General features: G+C 71.1%; 15 protein-coding genes. 1 reads left to right on the top strand and 14 read right to left on the bottom strand.

Annotated features, from left to right (window positions below; genetic code table 11):
* Positions 1-53: 53 nt before the first annotated feature.
* The 14 genes from ABZ490_RS39020 to ABZ490_RS39085 all read right to left on the bottom strand — a co-directional run bounded on the left by ABZ490_RS39020 (position 54) and on the right by ABZ490_RS39085 (position 17,556).
* Complete coding sequence (locus ABZ490_RS39020; RefSeq protein WP_359001693.1) at positions 54-1,262, bottom strand: PP2C family serine/threonine-protein phosphatase; 1,209 nt, start codon at positions 1,260-1,262, stop codon at positions 54-56.
* Positions 1,263-1,265: 3 nt separating this feature from the next.
* Entirely contained in the window at positions 1,266-3,854 is a 2,589-nt protein-coding gene (locus ABZ490_RS39025; RefSeq protein WP_359001696.1) for a tetratricopeptide repeat protein, read from the bottom strand.
* Positions 3,855-3,856: 2 nt separating this feature from the next.
* Complete coding sequence (locus tag ABZ490_RS39030; protein ID WP_359001700.1) at positions 3,857-5,182, bottom strand: hypothetical protein; 1,326 nt, start codon at positions 5,180-5,182, stop codon at positions 3,857-3,859.
* Positions 5,183-5,244: 62 nt separating this feature from the next.
* A complete protein-coding gene (locus tag ABZ490_RS39035) occupies positions 5,245-6,276 on the bottom strand; it encodes a glutamate ABC transporter substrate-binding protein (protein ID WP_359001703.1) in 1,032 nt (343 codons plus the stop codon).
* 14 nt (positions 6,277-6,290) lie between these two features.
* Positions 6,291-7,670 carry a hypothetical protein gene (locus tag ABZ490_RS39040; protein ID WP_359001706.1) on the bottom strand — a complete coding sequence of 460 codons (1,380 nt, stop codon included), beginning with the start codon at positions 7,668-7,670 and terminating at the stop codon, positions 6,291-6,293.
* Between the two features lie 123 nt (positions 7,671-7,793).
* The gene (locus ABZ490_RS39045; protein ID WP_359001709.1) at positions 7,794-8,765 is read right to left on the bottom strand and encodes a BadF/BadG/BcrA/BcrD ATPase family protein; all 972 of its coding nucleotides are present in this window, start codon (positions 8,763-8,765) and stop codon (positions 7,794-7,796) included.
* Positions 8,756-10,021 (bottom strand): 6-phospho-beta-glucosidase, encoded by a 1,266-nt coding sequence (locus ABZ490_RS39050; RefSeq protein WP_359001712.1) that lies wholly within the window; start codon positions 10,019-10,021, stop codon positions 8,756-8,758. The genes ABZ490_RS39045 and ABZ490_RS39050 overlap by 10 nt, the downstream gene beginning before the upstream one ends.
* 6 nt (positions 10,022-10,027) lie before the next feature.
* A complete protein-coding gene (locus ABZ490_RS39055) occupies positions 10,028-10,921 on the bottom strand; it encodes a carbohydrate ABC transporter permease (RefSeq protein ID WP_359001715.1) in 894 nt (297 codons plus the stop codon).
* 1 nt (position 10,922) lies between these two features.
* Complete coding sequence (locus ABZ490_RS39060) at positions 10,923-11,864, bottom strand: sugar ABC transporter permease (protein WP_359001718.1); 942 nt, start codon at positions 11,862-11,864, stop codon at positions 10,923-10,925.
* A gap of 2 nt (positions 11,865-11,866) precedes the next feature.
* Entirely contained in the window at positions 11,867-13,219 is a 1,353-nt protein-coding gene (locus ABZ490_RS39065) for an ABC transporter substrate-binding protein (RefSeq protein WP_359001721.1), read from the bottom strand.
* Between the two features lie 101 nt (positions 13,220-13,320).
* Positions 13,321-14,532 carry an ROK family transcriptional regulator gene (locus ABZ490_RS39070; RefSeq protein WP_359001724.1) on the bottom strand — a complete coding sequence of 404 codons (1,212 nt, stop codon included), beginning with the start codon at positions 14,530-14,532 and terminating at the stop codon, positions 13,321-13,323.
* A 202-nt stretch (positions 14,533-14,734) separates the two neighbouring features.
* Positions 14,735-15,568, bottom strand: coding sequence for a hypothetical protein (locus ABZ490_RS39075; RefSeq protein ID WP_359001727.1), 834 nt, complete (start codon positions 15,566-15,568; stop codon positions 14,735-14,737).
* Between the two features lie 117 nt (positions 15,569-15,685).
* Entirely contained in the window at positions 15,686-16,312 is a 627-nt protein-coding gene (locus ABZ490_RS39080) for a Uma2 family endonuclease (RefSeq protein ID WP_359001730.1), read from the bottom strand.
* A gap of 137 nt (positions 16,313-16,449) precedes the next feature.
* Positions 16,450-17,556 carry a mechanosensitive ion channel family protein gene (locus ABZ490_RS39085; RefSeq protein WP_359001733.1) on the bottom strand — a complete coding sequence of 369 codons (1,107 nt, stop codon included), beginning with the start codon at positions 17,554-17,556 and terminating at the stop codon, positions 16,450-16,452.
* Between the two features lie 322 nt (positions 17,557-17,878).
* On the opposite strand from ABZ490_RS39085, the gene ABZ490_RS39090 reads away from it, so the two are divergent.
* Positions 17,879-18,415, top strand: coding sequence for an HNH endonuclease (locus ABZ490_RS39090; RefSeq protein ID WP_359001736.1), 537 nt, complete (start codon positions 17,879-17,881; stop codon positions 18,413-18,415).
* Positions 18,416-18,433: the final 18 nt, after the last annotated feature.

Genomic DNA, 18,433 nt, shown 5'->3' on the forward strand with positions numbered 1-18,433 from the left:
CGGTCCCCTCCGGCCCGTGGGCGTGTCACCCGTGGATGTCCCCGTTTGCGCCCTCAGGCGTTTCCTGCCCCCTGAGGCGGCGCGGGGAACGGTACGACGGCCACTGTTACGTTGTCGTGGCCCCCGCCGTCCAGGGCGTGGCCGACGAGGACCTGCGCGCAGTGCAGCGGTCGTACGGCGGCGTCGAGGGGGACGACCTCGGCCATCTCCTCGGCCGCCTCCGCGTAGTTCCACAGACCGTCGGTGCACACCACCACCACACCGGGACGGTCCGGCTTGAAGGACGCGGTGTGCGGCTCCAGTTCATAGGCGTCGGCGCCGAGCCAGCCGGTGATCGCGTGGGCGCGCTCGTCGGCGTACGCCTCGGCCTCGCTCATCAGGCCCGCGGCGACCATCTGCGCGGCCCAGGAGTCGTCCTCGGTGAGCCGGGCCGGGGGAGTGGCGCGGTCGGCCGGCACCCAGTAGGCGCGGCTGTCGCCGACCCAGCCGACGACCAGCAGTCCCGCGGTGACGACCGCGCCGACCAGGGTGCAGGCGGGGGAGTTCTGGTGCGGGGTGTGCTCGCGGGCGGTGGCGGGCTCGCCGGCCAGCGCGTTGACCGCGTTCGCGGCGGCGACGATCGCCTTGTGCATCGCCGCCTGCGGGTGGGTGCCCTGCGGCAGGGCCGCCAGCAGCGTGTCGCCCGCCGTCCGGGCCGCGGCCATCGAGGCGTCGTCGGGACGGGTCGCCGAGGAGACGCCGTCGCAGACGATCGCGACGAGCGCCGGGGAGCCGTCGGGCAGTGTGGCGCGGCCGAGGCTGAAGGAGTCCTCGTTGCGGTGGTGGCGCAGCCCGCGGTCGCTGACGGCGGCCACCGGGCCCGACTCCAGTTCCATGTGGTCGCGTTCACGCGGCTGGGCGTGTCCGCAGTTCTCGCAGTACCCGTCGTCGTCGACCCGCCCGGCCCGGCAGGCCACGCACACCTTGACCGCGCCGGCCTCGGCGGCGACCCGCGGGTCCGGCGCCTGCAACGGATACTCCTCCGGCTCGGCGGGCCGGTCGAACCGCACTCCGCCGGTGGGCGCCGCCGCGGGCGCGGCCCACGCCGCGAGGGCCTCCGGGGCGGCCGCGCCGTTCATCGCGAGGGTCGGGTGGTCGTCCGGGCGGTGCGGCACGACCGACAGGTCGAATCCGCACGCGCCGCAGTAACGGTCACCCGCGTCGAGCGGCTCCGCGCAGCTCGGACACGTCGGCAGGGCGGCCTGCCGGGGCATCTGGGACATCAACTACACCCACGTCCGGGGGCGGTAACGATTGGCACGTTCCACCAGGTCGATCCTCTCCTCACCGCGCGTCGCCAGCCGGGCCAGCGTGCGGTACGAGCGCTCCAGGCCGAAGCGCAGCCCCCGCTCGTCGAGTTGAGCGCCGAGCAGCGGCTGCCGGGCGTCCGGGCCGGAGCCCTGGCCCCCGGAGAGTATCCAGTCCAGCGCGCAGCCGAGGACTTCCGCGGACAACTGCTCCCGCCGCGTGGGGTCGAGGCCGTACGCGTCCAGCGCCTCGACCTGCCCCGCAGCCGCGGTGAGATCCTCCTGGAAGGGTACGTCGGCGGCGACCGCCGTCCGCTGCCTGAGCCGGGCCCGCACCGCCGCGACCCGGGCCGCCGTGTAGTGGATGGAGGACTCCGGCACGGACTCCAGGGTCCGTACGGCACCACGGCGGTCCCCGGCGGCGAGCTGCACGCGCGCGAGGCCGAACGCCGCGCTCACATAGCTGGGGTCGGTCGACCAGACGAGCCGGTAGTACTCGGCCGCGTTGTCCAACTGGCCCAGCACCTCGGCGCACAGACCGAGCGCCAGCTTGGGCGCGGGCTCGCCCGGGAAGGCGTCGTAGAGGGCGTCGAAGGCGAGCGCGGCACCCTCGTGGTCGCCGGTGGCCAGCGAGGCCACGCCCCGGTACCAGACCACCCGCCAGTCGTCGGGCCGTTCGCCCTCCAGGGTGGACAGGGACTGCAGGGCCGTCCGGTGGTCGCCGTTCTCCAGCCAGGCGCGGACCTGGCGCAGCCGGGTCTCCACGGACGGGGCCGGCGCGGCCGTGAGGGCGGTGATCAGCTCGCCCGCCGCGGACGCCGAAAGGCCCGCCAGGAAGCCCGCGTTGGGGTCGGCTGGGTCCACGTGCGGCACGGGCAGCGCGAGCCCGGCGGCGGGCGCGGCGACGGTCTTGACCAGGGCGCCGGAGCCCCCGGAGCCCCCGGAGCCCCCTGAGGCGGCGGAGGCGGCGGGAAGAGCCGGGGCGGCACCACCGGCACCACCGGCACTCCGCGCCGGAGCACCGGAGGCCGATCCGGCACCCGCCAGGGCCGGGGCGCCGGACGCCGAACCGCCGGACTGCCGCGGCGAACTGACGACCCGTGTGCCGAGCCGGGACACCTCCCCGTCCAGCTTGGGGAACAGCTCGCTGTCCGTGACCTTGATCTCGGGCCCGAACAGCGTCGACAGGGCCGGCCGGGCCTTGCCGCTCTGCACCGAGACGACCTCCCGCAGCACCCCCGTCAGCTGCTCGGCCATCTCCTGCGCGGAGGCGAACCGCCGGGCCGGGTCGGGATCGGTGGCGCGCACCAGCAGCCGGTAGAAGGACTCGTACCGGCGGAACACCTCGATGGTGTCCGGGTCGGGCAGCGAGTCGGCGAAGACCGTCGTGTAGCCCTGGAAGTCGAAGGTCAGGACGGCCAGCGTACGGCCCACGGTGTAGAGGTCGCTGGCCACCGACGGGCCGACGTCGGCCACCTCCGGCGCCTGGTAGCCGACCGTGCCGTAGATGGCCGACTCCTCGTCGTCCATCCTGCGCACCGCGCCCATGTCGATCAGCTTGAGCTGGTCCTCGGTCTGGATCGCGTTGTCGACCTTGAAGTCGCAGTACAGCAGATTGCGGCTGTGCAGATGCCCGAGCGCCTCCAGGGCCTCGATGCCGTACGCGCACGCCTGCTCCACCGGCAGCGGGTCCCGCTTCCCGTCGCCGCTGCGGCGGGTGTTGGCGATCTCCTTGAGGGACTTGCCGCCGACGTACTCCATGACGATGTAGCCGTCCAGCGACCCGGTCCGCTGGTCGAGGTGCTCGACGAAGTTGTAGATCCGCACGATGTTGGCGTGCTCGATCTCGGCGAGGAAGCGCCGCTCGGAGATCGCGGCGGCCATCGCGTCCTGGTCGCCCGTGTCCAGCAGGCCCTTCAGCACCACCCAGCGGTCCGCGACGGCCCGGTCCACCGCGAGGTAGATCCAGCCCAGACCGCCGTGCGCCAGACAGCCCGCGACCTCGTACTGGCCGTGCACGACGTCCCCGCCCCGCAGCTTGGGGACGAACGAGTACGGGTTGCCGCACTTGGTGCAGAAGCCCTCCGTGCGCCCCGCCAGGTCACCGCGCGAACGGCCCACCGGCGCACCGCAGTCGGAGCGCGAGCAGAACCGCTTGCGCTCGGGCACCTCCGGGTCGTCCAGCACCATCGCGCGCGGGTCGGGCCGCGGCACCTGCGGCACCGTCACCAGACCGGCCCCGAGCCGCGCCCGCCCGGAGGAGCCGGCCGACGAGCCGGAGCTGCGCACCGACACCGAGCGGCCCGTCGCCTTGCCCGACAGGGAGCGCGAGAGCCGTCCCGACACCGAGCGGCGCGACTTCGCCGATTCCGACGACGTCCGCGCACTGCGCGCACTGCGGGAACTGGCCGGGGTGTCGGCACTGCCGCTGCCGCGCGAGCCGCCCAGGCCCCCCGCCGAGACGACCGGGGCGAGCCCGCACGTGTCGCAGTACAGCTCGCCGCCGCCCACGTCCTCGTACGACCCCTCGCAGCCCGGCCGCTGACACGTCTGCCCCGCCTGACTCATGGCTACCGCTCCCCCCTGTGGTCCTGAGGCCCGCCCTGCTCCGGTACGCGCGGGGCGGACAGCAGTTCGGCGGCCGCCCGCTGGTAGCGCAGGACGGCCTGTTCGGCGACGCGCAGATCGCAGGGCGCGCTCCACAGCATGCGGCGCGCCGCGTCGTAGCGCTCGATGAGGAACGGGTCCTCGGCGAGGCCGTGCCGGGCCACCTTCGCCTTGTACGCGTCGAGCCGGCCGCGCAGCTCCGCGCGGACCGCCAGCGGCGCCGTGACCGCCGTGAGCGACTCGCGGGCGCGCAACAGCTCGTCCTCCGCCTTCCGCTCCAGCGACTCCAGCAGCGGGGACAGCCGGTGCCACTGCGCGTGCCGGCGGTACTCGGCGGCCGTCGCGAGCTGCTCCTGGAGCACGGTCGGCGGGCCGCTGACCACCGGCACCTCCGTCGCCGCGATCTTGGCGAGCACCTCCCCGCGCGCGGTGCGCGCCTCGGCGAGGGTGCGGTCGGCCCGGCTGAGCACGTCCCGCAGCCGGACCAGCCGCTGCTCGGCGTCCTGGCGGACCGTCAGGACGGCGTCGATCTCCCGCCGTACGTCCTCCAGGGCGCGCGCCTCACGGTCGTACACCGTGGTGTCCGGACGGCCGCCGCCGGGCGCCGAACTGCCCTGCGCCGGCACCCAGTACGCCAGCGGGTCCGACACCACCTCCTCGCGCAGCCGCGTCAGCGTGCCCGTGATGTGCTCCAGGTCGTCGCCCGCCGGGTGCTCGCCCGGGCGCACGCCCACGGAGTGTGCGAGCTGCCGGGTGCGCTGGAGCTCCGCGGCCAGTAAATCGATCCGCGCGGGCAGCGCCGACCACACCGCGTCGGCGGCGACCACCATGTCCAGCGACGAGGCGTACAGGTCGTTCATCGTGTCGACGAGGGCGGCCAGGGAGAAGCTCTGGCTGAGCTTGCCGGTGCCGACCAGCGTCGGCGCGTTCGCCGCGGCCGTGGCCGAGCCGGCGACCGTGACGGACTCGCCGCGCAGCAGCTCCGTCAGCTCCACCAGGTCCTCACGGCTGGACCAGCGGCGGCGCGAGCGGATCTCCCGCGCGGAGCGCAACGCGTCCGTGTACGCGTCGAAGTACGCCCACAGCAGGGTGATCTGCGCCTCCGCGGCCCCCCAGCGCCGCTCGGTGACCCCGGTCAGCCGGGCGCCCTCCAGGAGCCGTCGGCCCGCGTGGTCCTGCAGGGCGAGGAGCGAGGTCTCGATCGCCTCGTGCTCCGCGCCGAGCCGCGCCAGCGCACGGTCGACCTCGTCCCGGTCCATCACCGGCCCGGGGGCTCCCGTGACGCCCATCGACCACCTCTTTCGCCGCCGTGCGGATCGTTGCTCCGGTACGTGTCCTGCCTGTCGGACCGTCAGCTCTTGCGCAGATACACGGGAGCGGGCGGCTTCGCCAGCCCCGCGTTACTGCCCAGTGTCGCCGACAGCCACTTGTCGTACGACGTCTGCCAGCCGTTCGCCCGGTACTCCACGAGGATCTGGTTGACCCGGCTGACCAGGTCGTTCGCCTTCAGGTTCATCGCCACGCCGTAGTACTCGGTCGTGAACGGATCGCCCTTGAGCTGCACCGTCGGGTCCTGGGCGGCCTGGCTCGCCGCGAGCGCGCCGTCGGTGACGACCGCGTCGACCTCGCCGAGCTGGAGCCGCACCAGGCAGTCCAGCTGGCTGGGGACGACCGTGTCGAGATTCACGCTCTTGGGTATACGGCCCGCGGTCTTGTCCCCGGTGAGGCGGAGGTTGGCGATCGAACCGGACGCCGTGCAGATCTTCTTCCCGGCCAGGGTGGGGCCGTACCCCTTGATCGAGGAGGACTTGGGGGCGAGCACCTGCTGGCCGGTCTTGAAGTAGGGCGCGGAGAACGCGACGTCCCCGATGCGGTCGCAGTTGATCGTCATCGTGCGGACGACCATGTCGACCTGCTTGTCCTGGAGTGCGGGGATGCGCTGGTTGGTCGGGATGGCCTTGAACTGGACCGCCTCCGGGTCGCCGAGGATGTCCTGGGCGATCGCGTGCACCAGGTCGATGTCGAAACCCTCCAGCTTCGCGCCCGCGTTGTTCGGGTCGCGGTAGCCCCAGCGGTAGCTGTTCTGGTCGACGCCGACGATCAGCTTGCGCTTCTCGCCCGTGCGGGCCTTGATCGCGGCGATCGTCGGGCCGTCCGCGCTCGACGGCGGCAGCGTCTGCTTCTCGGGGTCCGTGCACTTGGCGTCCGCCGCCGGGCTCCCCGCGGCGATCCGCGGGCCCGCCAGGCCCGTCGAGCCGTCGCCCCGGTGGCCGGTGGTCAGCGGCAGCAGCAGCACACCGGTCAGCGCGAGGGCGCAGACGCCCGCCATCGCCCCCACACCGCCCCAGCCCTTCAGGCTGTCGCGCACACGTCGTGCCCGCATCGCCATGCCCCCTCTCACCGGTACTCCGACAGCCTGCGGCCGATGCCGAGGACCGCGCCCGCCGCACCCAGCACCGCGAGGACGGCCGCGCCGGCCGTCAGACCGGTCATCGCGCCCAGACCGTCCCCGGCCGCCGCCTGGAACTCCTTCTGCTCGTGCTTGAGCGCCGTCGCCAGGTTCTTGTCGACGCTGTCGAAGCACTCGGCGGTCGCGCCCTTGTCACCGATCACCAGGGCCAGCGCCTGCTCGTAGTTGCCGTTGTCGTCCTGCTCGCGGGCCGCGAGGTGGCGCTGATTCCACACCGCCATGTTGCCCTCCGCCGAGGTGACCGGCTTCTCGCCCGCCTGGTCGTCGGCGAGCTTCGCCGCCTGTGTGAGGCCGGTGGCGAGGTCTTTCATCTCGGTGGTGAAGTCGTTGTCGTACTTGTCGACCGTCTTGGGTTCGCCGCCGTCGACCGCGATCTTCTCGGTCTCGGCGCCGCGCGCCACCAGCGTGAGGTTCTCGTTGCCGCGCGCCTTCAGGGACGCGATCCGCGCGTCGTGCAGCACGTTCAGCGAGCGGACGCCGTGGTCGTAGGAGTCGTTCAGTGCCGCGCGGGCCACACTGTGGCCGACGACGAGCCACAGCAGGACGACGGTGGCGGCCGCGGTGGCCGAGACCAGGCCGTGGTTGAGGACCCGGTTCGTCCGGCGGTAGTTGCGGTGCTGCGCCCACGCCAGGGCGGCCAGCGCCAGGACGCCCAGCGCGATCGCCGCCCACGGGTAGGGGGTGGCGTCGGCGTAGTCGTCCTCGAGGCGCTGGTTCTCCTTGGTGTAGAGCTGCTGCGCCGCCGGGAGCATCTCGTCCTGCATCTTCTGGTTCGCGTAGCGCAGATAGGCGCCGCCGACCGGGAAGCCCTGACGGTTGTACGTCCGCGCGCGCTCGACCAGGCCCTTGTACTCCGGGAGCAGGGTGTTCAGCTTGGTGATGGCGTCGGCGGAGGGGGAGTCCGGGTCGGAGCTGTTGGCGGCCCGCACCAGCTCGGCGGCCGCCTTGTCGATGTCCTCCTCGTACTGCTTGCGGGAGGTTGGCGTCTCCTGGCCGCCCGCGAGGAAGCCGCTGGAGGCGGCGGTGTTGGCGTCGGCCAGCGAACGGTAGATCTCGGCCGCGGCCGCGCTCAGCGGCTGGCTCTTGTGCAGCACGTCGTCGGCCGCGGCGGCGCGGTCGGCGGTCTGCCAGGCGGTGACGGCGCCGAACGCGACCACGAGGAGGGCGAGGACGGCGCCGATGATCCGGAGCCGGCCCGGCTCCGTCGTCGCCGCGGCGCGGGCCTTGTCCACGCCCTCCGCGAACGCCGTACGGCGATTCGGTGGAGCGGCTGTTGCCGGTTCTGCCACGTTTCTGACCTCCCCCATGGTCATGCCTCGCCGCAAGTATCGCTGGCGGGGGTGTCATTGCACACCGGCCTTCACTCGATCTTGATCAGATCGCAGTCACCCCTGTTCATGAAAACGTCGTGGGCGGGTGTTCGGTTCCTTTCACGCCTCGAAGAACTCCCTGGTCCTTCCCTGTGCCCGCGCCCCCGACCCGACCCGGTCCAGGCCCAGCAGTGCCGCCCCGAGGACCGGGCGCGCGCGTACCACCTCCGCCACCGCCTTCGGGGCGCGTGCCGTCAGGCGGTCCCGTATGCCGTCGTCCAGCTGGTCGTGACCTGCCGTCAGGACCCCTCCGCCGAGGAGGACCGGGGTCTCCTCCCCCAGGAGGTCCAGGCGGGTCAGGGCGACCGTCGCCATGGTGACGACCTCCTCGGCGAGGCGGTCGACGATCCCGCGGGCCACGGTGTCGCCCCGGGCCGCCGTCTCGAAGAGGACCGGGGTCAGTTCGTGGCGGCGCAGGTCCGGGATGTGCTCCAGGTGCAGGGCCTCGATGAGGGCGTACATGTCGGGGCGGCCGAAGTGGGCGGGGAGGGTGTGGGCCAGGGCGGTGGCGGGGCCCCTGCCGTCCTCCGCGCGGGCCGCGTGCCAGACCGCCTCCTCGGCCAGGCCCCAGCCGCCGCCCCAGTCCCCGGAGAGGCGGCCCAGGGCCGGGAAGCGGGCGGTGCGGCCGTCGGGGCGCATGCCGACGCAGTTGATGCCGGCGCCGCAGACCACGGCCACGCCCCGGGGGTCGGGCACGCCGGCGCGCAGGATGGCGAAGGTGTCGTTGCGGACGTCCACGGTGGCGCCCCACGCGCGTGCGTGCAGGGCCGCCGCCAACTGCTTCTCCTCCACCGGCAGGTCGGCGTTGGCCAGGCAGGCGGAGACATGGGTCACCGAGGTGACGCCGGCGGCGGCGTACGCGCGCGTGACGGCCTCGGCGAGGGCGTCGACGGCCGCCTCGACCCCGACGGCGGGCGGGCGGAAGCCGGCGCCGCGGGCGGTGGCGAGCACCTCCCCGTCGGCGGCCACCACCGCCACGTCGGTCTTGCTGTTGCCCGCGTCGATGGCGAGGACGCTTGCGGTCAGGCCCACGCGAGGTGCTCCCGGTTGTGTGCGATCAGTCGGTCGGTCAGCTCGTCGGCGTAGGCGTGCTGGGCGATCAGGGGGTGGGCGAGGAGGGCCTTGAACACGCGGTCCCGGCCGCCCCGCAGGGCCGCGTCCAGGGCCAGGTCCTCGTACGCCGTCACGTTCGCCATCAGCCCCGCGTACAGCGGGTCCACCGGGGCCACGGGCAGCGGGGAGGGACCCTTCTGGCCCACGGCCGCCTGCACCTCGATCACCGCGTCGTCGGGGAGGAAGGGCAGCGTGCCGTCGTTGAGCGTGTTGACCACCTGGTACGGGCTTCCCGAGCCCGTGAGCAGGGCCGCCGCCAGGTCCACGGCCGCCTCGGAGTAGAAGGCGCCGCCGCGCTTGGTGAGCAGCTCCGGTTTCTCGTCGAGCGCCGGGTCGCCGTACATCTCCAGCAGCTGCCGTTCCATCGCGGCCACCTCGGCCGCCCTGGACGGCTTCGTGCGCAGCTCCCGTACGACCTCGTCGTGGGCGTAGTAGTAGCGCAGGTAGTAGGACGGGACCACGCCGAGGAGGCGCAGCAGGGGGAGGGGCAGGCGCAGGTCGCCGGCGATCGTGTCGCCGTGGGCGGCCAGCAGGCCCGGCAGGACGTCCTCGCCCTCCGGGCCGCCCAGACGGACGCCGGTCTCCCAGGTGAGGTGGTTGAGGCCGACGTGGTCCAGGTGGACGTCCGCCGGTGTCACGTCGAGCAGCGCGGCGAACCTGCGTTGCAGCCCGATCGCCACATTGCACAGGCCGACCGCCTTGTGGCCCTCCTTCAGCAGGGCGCGGGTGACGATGCCGACCGGGTTGGTGAAGTCGACGATCCAGGCGCCCGGGTTGGTCCGGCGGACCCGTTCGGCGATGTCCAGGACCACGGGGACCGTGCGCAGCGCCTTGGCGAGGCCGCCGGCGCCGGTGGTCTCCTGGCCGACGCAGCCGCACTCCAGGGGCCAGGTCTCGTCCTGTTGGCGGGCCGCCTGGCCGCCGACGCGCAGTTGGAGCAGCACGGCGTCGGCGCCGTCGACGGCCGCGTCCAGGTCGGAGGTGGTGACGATCCGCCCCGGGTGGCCCTGCCGGGCGAAGATCCGCCGCGCCAGTCCGCCCACGAGTTCCAGACGGTCGGCGGCCGGGTCGACCAGGACCAGCTCCTGGAGCGGCAGGGTGTCGCGCAGCCGGGCGAAGCCGTCGATCAGTTCGGGGGTGTAGGTCGAACCGCCCCCCACCACGGTGAGTTTCATGCCTTGTTAACCCTTCACTCCGGTGAGGGTGACACCTTCGACGAACGCCTTCTGGGCGAAGAAGAACACGAGGATCACGGGGGCCATGACCAGCACGGTGGCCGCCATGGTGAGGTTCCAGTCGGTGTGGTGCGCGCCCTTGAAGGACTCCAGGCCGTAGGAGAGGGTCCACGCGCCCGGGTTCTCCGAGGCGTAGATCTGCGGGCCGAAGTAGTCGTTCCAGGCGTTGAAGAACTGGAAGAGGGCGACGGCGGCGATCCCGGGCTTCGCCATCGGCAGGACGATCCGCAGCAGCGTGCGCAGATCGCCGCAGCCGTCGACCTTCGCCGAGTCCAGGTACTCGTTCGGGATCGTCATCAGGAACTGGCGCAGCAGGAAGATGGAGAACGCGTCGCCGAACGCCAGCGGGATGATCATCGGCCACAGGGTGCCGGAGAGGTCGAGCTGCTTGGCCCAGAACAGGTACATCGGGATGACGACGACCTGCGGCGGCAGCATCATCATCGAGATCACCAGCATGAGCGTCAGATTGCGGCCCCGGAAGCGGAACTTGGCGAGCGCGTACGCCACCGGGATCGAGGAGGCGACGGTAAGGACGGTTCCCAGTCCCGCGTAGATCAGGGTGTTCTTCCACCAGGTGAGGAAGCCGGGGGTGTCGAAGACCTTCCGGTAGTTGGCCCATTCCCAGGTGTGCGGGATCAGGTCCCGGCTGAGCGCCTGCGAGTCGCTCATCAGGGACGTCAGGAACACGAACACGAAGGGGAGGGTGAAGAACAGGGCCGCGGCCACGCCGAGGGAGTGGATCGCGATCCATTCCAGGAGCGCCTTGCGGCGCGCGGTGCGCTCGGCGGGCGAGGCGGGACTGTTCAGCTCCACCGGCCGTTCCAGTACCTGGGTCATGTCAGTCACCTGCCTGGATGAGACCGCCCCGGCGCCGCATCAACAGCGCGGTGAACGCCATCGACAGGGCGAACAGGACCAGGGCCACGACACACGCGGAGCCGTAGTCGAAGCGCTGGAAGCCGAGGTTGTAGACGAGTTGGGGGAGCGTGAGGGTCGAGTGCTCGGGGTAGCCGGGCTCGAACATGGTGCCCGCGCCCTGGATCACCCCCGAGGCGACCTTTCCGGCGACCAGGGGCTGGGTGTAGTACTGCATGGCCCCGATCACGCCGGTCACGACGGCGAACATGATGATCGGCGAGATGTTGGGCAGGGTGACGAACCGGAACCGCTGCCAGGCCGACGCGCCGTCCAGTTCGGCCGCCTCGTACTGCTCCTTCGGTACGTCGAGCAGGGCGGCCATGAAGATGACCATCAGGTCGCCGACGCCCCACAGGGCCAGCAGGGTGAGGGCCGGCTTGGACCAGCTCGGGTCGTTGAACCAGCCCGGGGCCGGGATGCCGATCTTCTCCAGGATCGAGTTGACCGGTCCCGTACCCGGGTTGAGGAGGAACGCGAAGGCCATGGTGGCCGCCACCGGCGGGGCCAGGTAGGGCAGGTAGAAGAGGGTGCGGAAGACCCCCGTCCCCGTCTTGATCTTCGTGATCAGCATCCCGATGCCGAGTCCGAACAGGACCCGCAGGGTCACCATGATCACGACCAGCCAGAGCGTGTTGCGCAGGGCGGGCCAGAAGAACGGGTAGGAATCGAAGACGTACGTCCAGTTCTTCGTCCCGCTCCAGGTCGGCGGCTTGAAGCCGTCGTAGTGCATGAACGAGAAGTAGACGGTCGAGATCATCGGGTACGCGAAGAAGACCGCGAAGCCGATCAGCCAGGGCGAGAGGAAGGCCAGGGTGCGCAGCGCCGACCGGCGGCGCTTCACCCGCAGGGTGAGGGCGCTCATCGCTACTTCGCCTGCGCGATGTCCGTGTCGATCTGCGCGGCGGCCTTCTGCAGGCCCGCCGACAGGTCGGTGAGCTTGCCGCTCTCGTAGTCGTAGCCGAGCTGCTGGACGGTGGTGAGGTAGACGCCGCCGTTGACCGAGGCCGGGGCGGTGGTCGAGTTCGGGTTCGCGGCGATGTCCAGGAACGTCTTGAAGCGGGGGTCGTACTTCAGCTTCGGCGACTTCAGCGCGTCCAGCGTCGAGGGCACGTTGTGGATGGCGTTGGAGAAGCCCACCACCGCGTCGGTGTCGGTGGTGATGTACTTGACGAACTCCCAGGCCGCGTTCTGCTTCTTGCTGGTGGCGGCGATACCGGCGATGGTGCCGGTGATGTAGCCCTTGCCGTACTGGTCCGCCTGGTCGTCGGGGACGGGCAGCGGGGCCACGCCGATCTCGAAGTCCGGCTTGGCGGCGAGGGCCATGCCGAGGCGCCACTCGCCGTCCAGCTGCATGGCGACCTGGCCGGTCTGGAAGGGGTGCTTGGGGCCCCACTCGTCACCGAGGCCGGAGCGGAACTTCTCCAGCTTCGTGAAGCCGCCGAGGTCGTCGACGAGCTTCTTCTGGAGCTGGAGGGCGTCGGCGACGGCCGGGTCGGTGGCGACCGTCGACTTGCCGGACTTGTCGAAGTAGGTCGGTGAGAACTGGCCCAGGTAGTGCTCGGTCGTGGTCTCCCAGCCGTGGTAGTTCGGCATGAAGCCGAGCTGCTTGTACGTGTCGCCCTGGGTGATCGTCAGTTTCTTGGCGTCGGTCTCGAACTCGGACCAGGTCTTCGGCGGGCTGGTGATGCCGGCCTTCTCGAACGCGGTCTTGTTGTAGTAGAGGCCGTAGGCGTCACCCAGCAGCGGCACCGCGCAGCGGTCGAGCTGGTACTGGGTGTACTCGTTCATCGCCTTCGGGAAGGTGGTGTTCGGGTCGATGCCCGCCTTCTTGAAGAACGGGTTGAGGTCGACCAGGGCGCCGGAGGAGCAGAACTTTCCGACGTTGGCGGTGGTGAACGACGAGATCACGTCGGGCGCCTTGGTGCCGCCCGCGCGCAGGGCCTGGTTGATCTTGTCGTCGGTCATGTTGCCGACGACGTTCACATGGATGTTGGGGTGCGCCTTCTCGAAGCCGGCGACCAGGTCCTTGACGCCCTTGACCTCGTTCGGCGCGCTCCAGGCGTGCCAGAAGGTGATGGTCTGTTCCTTGGACGCGTCGTCGCTCGCGCCGGAGGACGACGCCTGGCCGGTACAGGCGGTGGTGCCGAGCAGCAGGGCTGTCGAGGCGGTGAGGGCGAAAGCCGCCTTTCGGGCGACTGAGGGGATGCGTGCAGACATGACGGGACCTCCCGGGGGCAGGGCAGGGTGAGGTGATCTGCGAAGAGGGGTGAGGAAAGAGGGGTGAAAGAGGAGTGAGGGAACGGGGTGTGACGGGGCGTCTAGCGCGAGGTGTCGAAGACCTCGTCGCGGGTGGCCGCCAGCGCGCTCTCCAGCGCGCCGCGCAGCACGGGCCGTTCGGTGACGTCGCCCAGGACCAGCTGGGGCCGGGACGCGGCCAGTTCCTCCAGTTCCGCCTGGACGAGGGCGCGCAGCACCTCGCCGCCGGCGGTCAGGGAGGCGCCGCTGAGGACGACGAGTTCGGGGTCGAGGACGGAGACGAGCGAGGCGAGACCGGTCGCGAGCCGGGTCGCGTACGTCTGGAGCAGCAGCCGGTTCAGGACGGTGTCCTCGGCCGCGGCGCGGTGCAGGGTCGCGGCGGCGACCTCGGCGTACGGGCCGTCGGGGATGCCGGTCATGCCGAGTTCGCGGGCGAGCCGGGGGATGGCCTGGGAGCCGGCGAGTTCCTGGTAGCCGCCACTGTTGGCTTTGGTGACGTGCCGGACCAGGGGTGCTCCGGGAACGGGAAGGAAACCCACCTCTCCCGCGCCGCCGGTCCAGCCGCGGTGCAGCCGGCCGCCGAGGACGAGGGCGGCGCCGAGTCCGCCCTCGTTCCAGACGAGGACGAAGTCGTCGTGTCCGCGGGCCGCGCCGAGGCGTTGTTCGGCGACGGCGACGAGGTTGACGTCGTTCTCGTACTCGACCGGCATCGGCAGGGCTGCGGCGAGTTCGTCGAGCAGCGTCGGCGCGTGCCAGCCGGGGAGGTGGGAGGCGTAGCGCAGTCGGCCGGTGGTGGGGTCGAAGGCGCCGGGGGTGGCGACGACGAGCCGCCGTACGTCGTCCCGGGTCAGCGCCGCGGCCTTCACGGCGCCGTCGAGGGCTTCGGTGACCTGCCGTACGACGGTCCCGGCGGTCCTTCTGCCGGGGGTGGGCACCTCGTACGTGCCCACGGTGCGGCCGGTGATGTCGGCGACGGCGGCGAGGACGCGTTCGGGGGTGACGTCCAGGCCGGCCGCGTAGGCGGCGGCCGGGTTGACCTCGTAGAGCTGGGCGTTGGGGCCGGGTCGTCCCTCGGTGGTGCCGGTGGCGAGGACCAGGCCCGCGGCCTCCAGGCGGGCGAGCAGCTGGGAGGCGGTCGGCTTGGACAGGCCGGTGAGCTTGCCGATGCGGGTGCGCGACAGGGGGCCGTGCGCGAGGAGGAGATCGAGGGCGGCGCGGTCGTTCATGGCGCGCAGGACGCGCGGGGTGCCCGGCGTACCGGCGGTTCCTGCCATGGGGATCGACACCTGCCTTTCTGGACTGCCCAGCTTTTCAGTGACGCGGGAGGCAAGTCCACTTCCGGTCACTGTTAGGAAAGTTTCCTATCGGTGGAAGGGAAGGTAAGCCCGGCACGAAGGGGGCGTCAAGGCAGGAAAACGGAAACCGCCCCCGAGGCAACGCAGTCGTTACCTGGGGGCGGTCGGGTTACTGCTGTGCTTACTTCACGTCGACGTAGTCGCCGGCGGCCGACTTGGCCGCGGTGGTGGCCGTGCCGGCGAAGGCGAAGCGGTAGTAACCGTCCTTGCTCGCCTTGACGGTGGTGGACAGGGCGCCACCGGTGCCGGAGGTGATCGTCTTGACGGTGCTGTAGGAGCTCGCGCCCTTGGCCTTGAACTGGAGGGTCACCTTCTGGCCCTTGTAGCCGGTGTAGGTGCCGTCCTCCCAGTCCGCGCGGGTCAGCTTGCCCTTGACGGTCAGCGTCCGGCCCTTCTTGACGGGCTCGGGCGTCGCGTTGACGGTGAGCTTCGCGGCGCGCTGGATCTTGGCGGTCGCCGAGGTCGCCCACATGTCGTAGCCGAACTCGAAGCTGATGTGGCCGTCGGAGTCGTCGAGGTCCGTGGCGCCGTGGCCGTAGAAGCCCGCGGTCTTCCAGGTGCCGGCGTCGGCGGCCTCGTAGAGGTTGTCCCACGGGTCGACGACCAGGGTCTCGGTGCAGGACGCGGTCACCGTGGTGGCGGTGGTGGCGGTGGTGGTGCAGGTCGGCGCGCTGTCCGGCTCGACCGAGTTGTCCTGGTCGGCCAGCGTGCCGCGGTAGAGCAGGACGCCCGCGAAGTTGTTCTTGTAGTCGATCGTCAGGTCCGCCGGGCGGGTCAGCGTGTACGTGACCGGGACCTTCACCTTGGCGGTGGTGCCCACGACGATCTTCTTGCCGTTGTTGACCTTCACACCGGCGAACGTCAGCGCCGGCGAGTCCGCCTGCGCGGCCGGTGCGGCCAGAACCCCCAGAGCCAGGGCACCGGTCAGGGCGGTGCCTATGGCGAGCTTTCTCATGTATCCCCACATTCGAGCGGGCCCCTGGGCGTTGCGCTCCAGAACAAGGGCCCGGTATCGGAGTGACGATATGGGGTGATGTGACGTGGGGGATAGGTGGGGCGCCTGTGAAGATCCTTAGACGTCGCCGTCGAGGAAGGGGGCCGTCTCCAGGGTGGGGTATGGCGCCGGCAGGGGGAGCGGATCGCCGAGGTCGACCTTGGTGCCGGTGGCGTAGTAGGCCTCTGTGGGGTCGTCGCCGGGGAGGACCGGGTCGGTGTAGCAGTGGGCGGTCTTGGCGTGACGGTCGACGAGGACGTAGATCGGGATGCCGGCGGCGGCGTAGGTACGGAGCTTGGGGCCGGTGTCGGTCTCGTGGTTGGTGGAGGTGACTTCGCCCACGAGGGCGATCATGTCGATGGGGTACCAGCCCTTGTGTGCCTTGCGGTACGACTCGTCGAGTTCGGTCGGCCTGCGGCGGCGGAGGTAGAAGTCCGGAATCAGCAGGCCCATGGTCTTGCCGTCCTTGTGGGCGGCGCGGTAGCCATTGCCCATGCCCACGAGGGGGAAACCGGACGCGCGGAACTGAAAGGCCAGCTCCAGTGCCCCATGGTTGTGGTTGTCGTTCGGCGTCGGCGGCACGATGGCCATCCCCTCGACGTACTCGGGTCGAATCGGCAGGGGGGCTGCCTCTTCGATCGCGCTCAACAGGTCGATGGGGTCCACGTGCGTCATGACCGTCTCCATGATGGGTTCGGCGCTCATTCCCTGGTTCTCCTCGTCGCGCTGTTGCCAGGCTAAGCCCGCGCTGGGTGCCCCGGCAGAACGATGGGGCACCCGGCGACCAGTCGGCGCCGAGTGCCCCTGCCGTTCACTCGAACGAGCGTGCTGAAACCGTTCCCCTACTTGGGAGAAGGCGTCACCGTCCGCTGCGGAGTGATCGGGGACGCCGCCGCGACCTGCGGCGAGTCCGCGTTCGAGAAGACCGACGGGGCCGCGACGACCGAAGTCGGGTCGACCGGGTCCTCCTCGGCCGGAGCCGTCGCGCCGCCCACGATCCGGATGTCCGCCGCGTCGAACGCCCGCTTGATCCGCCAGCGCAGCTCGCGCTCCACCTTCAGCGCCTTGCCCGGCATGGTCTTCGCCGAGACCCGGACCACCATCGAGTCCAGCAGCACGCTGTCCAGGCCCAGCACCTCGATCGGGCTCCACAGCAGCTCGTTCCAGGGCTCTTCCTTGCTCATCCGCTCGGCGACGTCGTCCAGCGTGGCCTTCACCCGGTCCAGGTCCTCCGACGCCTTGACGGTGACGTCGACCCCGGCCGTCGCCCAGCCCTGGGAGAGGTTGCCGATCCGCTTGACCTCGCCGTTGCGGACGTACCAGATCTCGCCGTTGTCGCCGCGCAGCTTGGTCACCCGCAGACCGACCTCGATGACCTCGCCGCTGGCGACCCCCGCGTCGATCTGGTCGCCGACGCCGTACTGGTCCTCCAGGATCATGAAGACGCCGGAGAGGAAGTCCGTGACCAGGTTGCGCGCGCCGAAACCGATCGCCACACCCGCGACACCGGCCGAGGCCAGCAGCGGGGCGAGATTGATCTCGAAGGCGGAGAGCGCCATCAGCGCCGCCGTGCCGAGGATCAGGAAGCTCGCCATCGAGCGCAGCACCGACCCGATCGCCTGCGAGCGCTGGCGCCGCCGCTCGGCGTTGACCAGCAGACCGCCCAGCGTGGAACCCTCGGCGGCCGACTCGACCGTGCGGTTCATCCGGTCGATGAGCTTGGTGATCGCCCGCAGCACGAACTTTCTGAGCACCGCCGCGATCACCAGGATCAGCAGCACGCGCAGACCGATCGCCAGCCACGTCGACCAGTTCTGCTCGACCCAGCTGGCCGCGTTCGTCGCGCTCTCCTGGGCGTCCTGGAGCGACGGGACGCTCACGGTCGGCGACTCCGAGGGGGTCGGCGAGGGCGAGGAGCCGGCGGCCAGTAGGACGGCGGGCAAGGACACGGCAGGTACCTCCAGGTGCAGCGGTCCGCCTCCGGTGCGATGGTCAGGTCGTCAAGGTCGTGCAGATCACGAAAGGGTCACCGGACGGGCAGAACCACCACACTAACGGGGCATTGTGTGTGGGTCCGTCCGATGCGGCAAGGAGAGACGGGCCTCACCCGCGCTTGAACAGGCCATGATCCGGGGGATGTATCCGGGTGTGGTCGAAAACACTCCCAGCCCGTTACCGGGACATGGTGGCGCGTCCGCCAGGCCAGAGGAGAGACTGACTGCAGATCGTCCCGGCGCGAGCCACGCGCCGCCGACGCCCAAGGAGGCATCCGTGCCGCATGTCCTGGTCCTCAACGCGTCGTACGAGCCGCTCGGCGTCGTACCGCTCCGCCGCGCGCTCATCCTCGTCCTGGAGAACAAGGCAGTCTCTCTCGAGGAATCCGGCGCCTTCATGCACAGCGCGACCGTCACAGTCCCCGCACCCAGCGTGGTCCGGCTCAAGCGATTCGTCCGGGTTCCCTATCGGGGGCCCGTTCCTCTGACCCGTCGGGCGCTCTTCGCCCGGGACGGGGGCCGGTGCATGTACTGCGGTGGCGTCGCAACCAGCGTCGACCACGTCATCCCGCGCAGCCGCGGGGGCAAGCACGTGTGGGACAACGTCGTGGCGTCCTGCCGTCGCTGCAACCACGTCAAGGCCGACCGCCACCTCGTCGAGATCGGCTGGCGGCTGCGCCACAAACCCGCCCCGCCCACCGGCCTCGCCTGGCGCATCATCGGCACGGGCCATAGGGACCCGCGCTGGCTGCCCTACTTGCAGCCGTACGGCGCGGACGACGCCTTGGCCCGGATCGACGGCATCTCCGCCTGACGATCCGGGCTTCTTCAT

This window comes from Streptomyces sp. NPDC005811 (assembly GCF_040630405.1).
Lineage (GTDB): Bacteria > Actinomycetota > Actinomycetes > Streptomycetales > Streptomycetaceae > Streptomyces.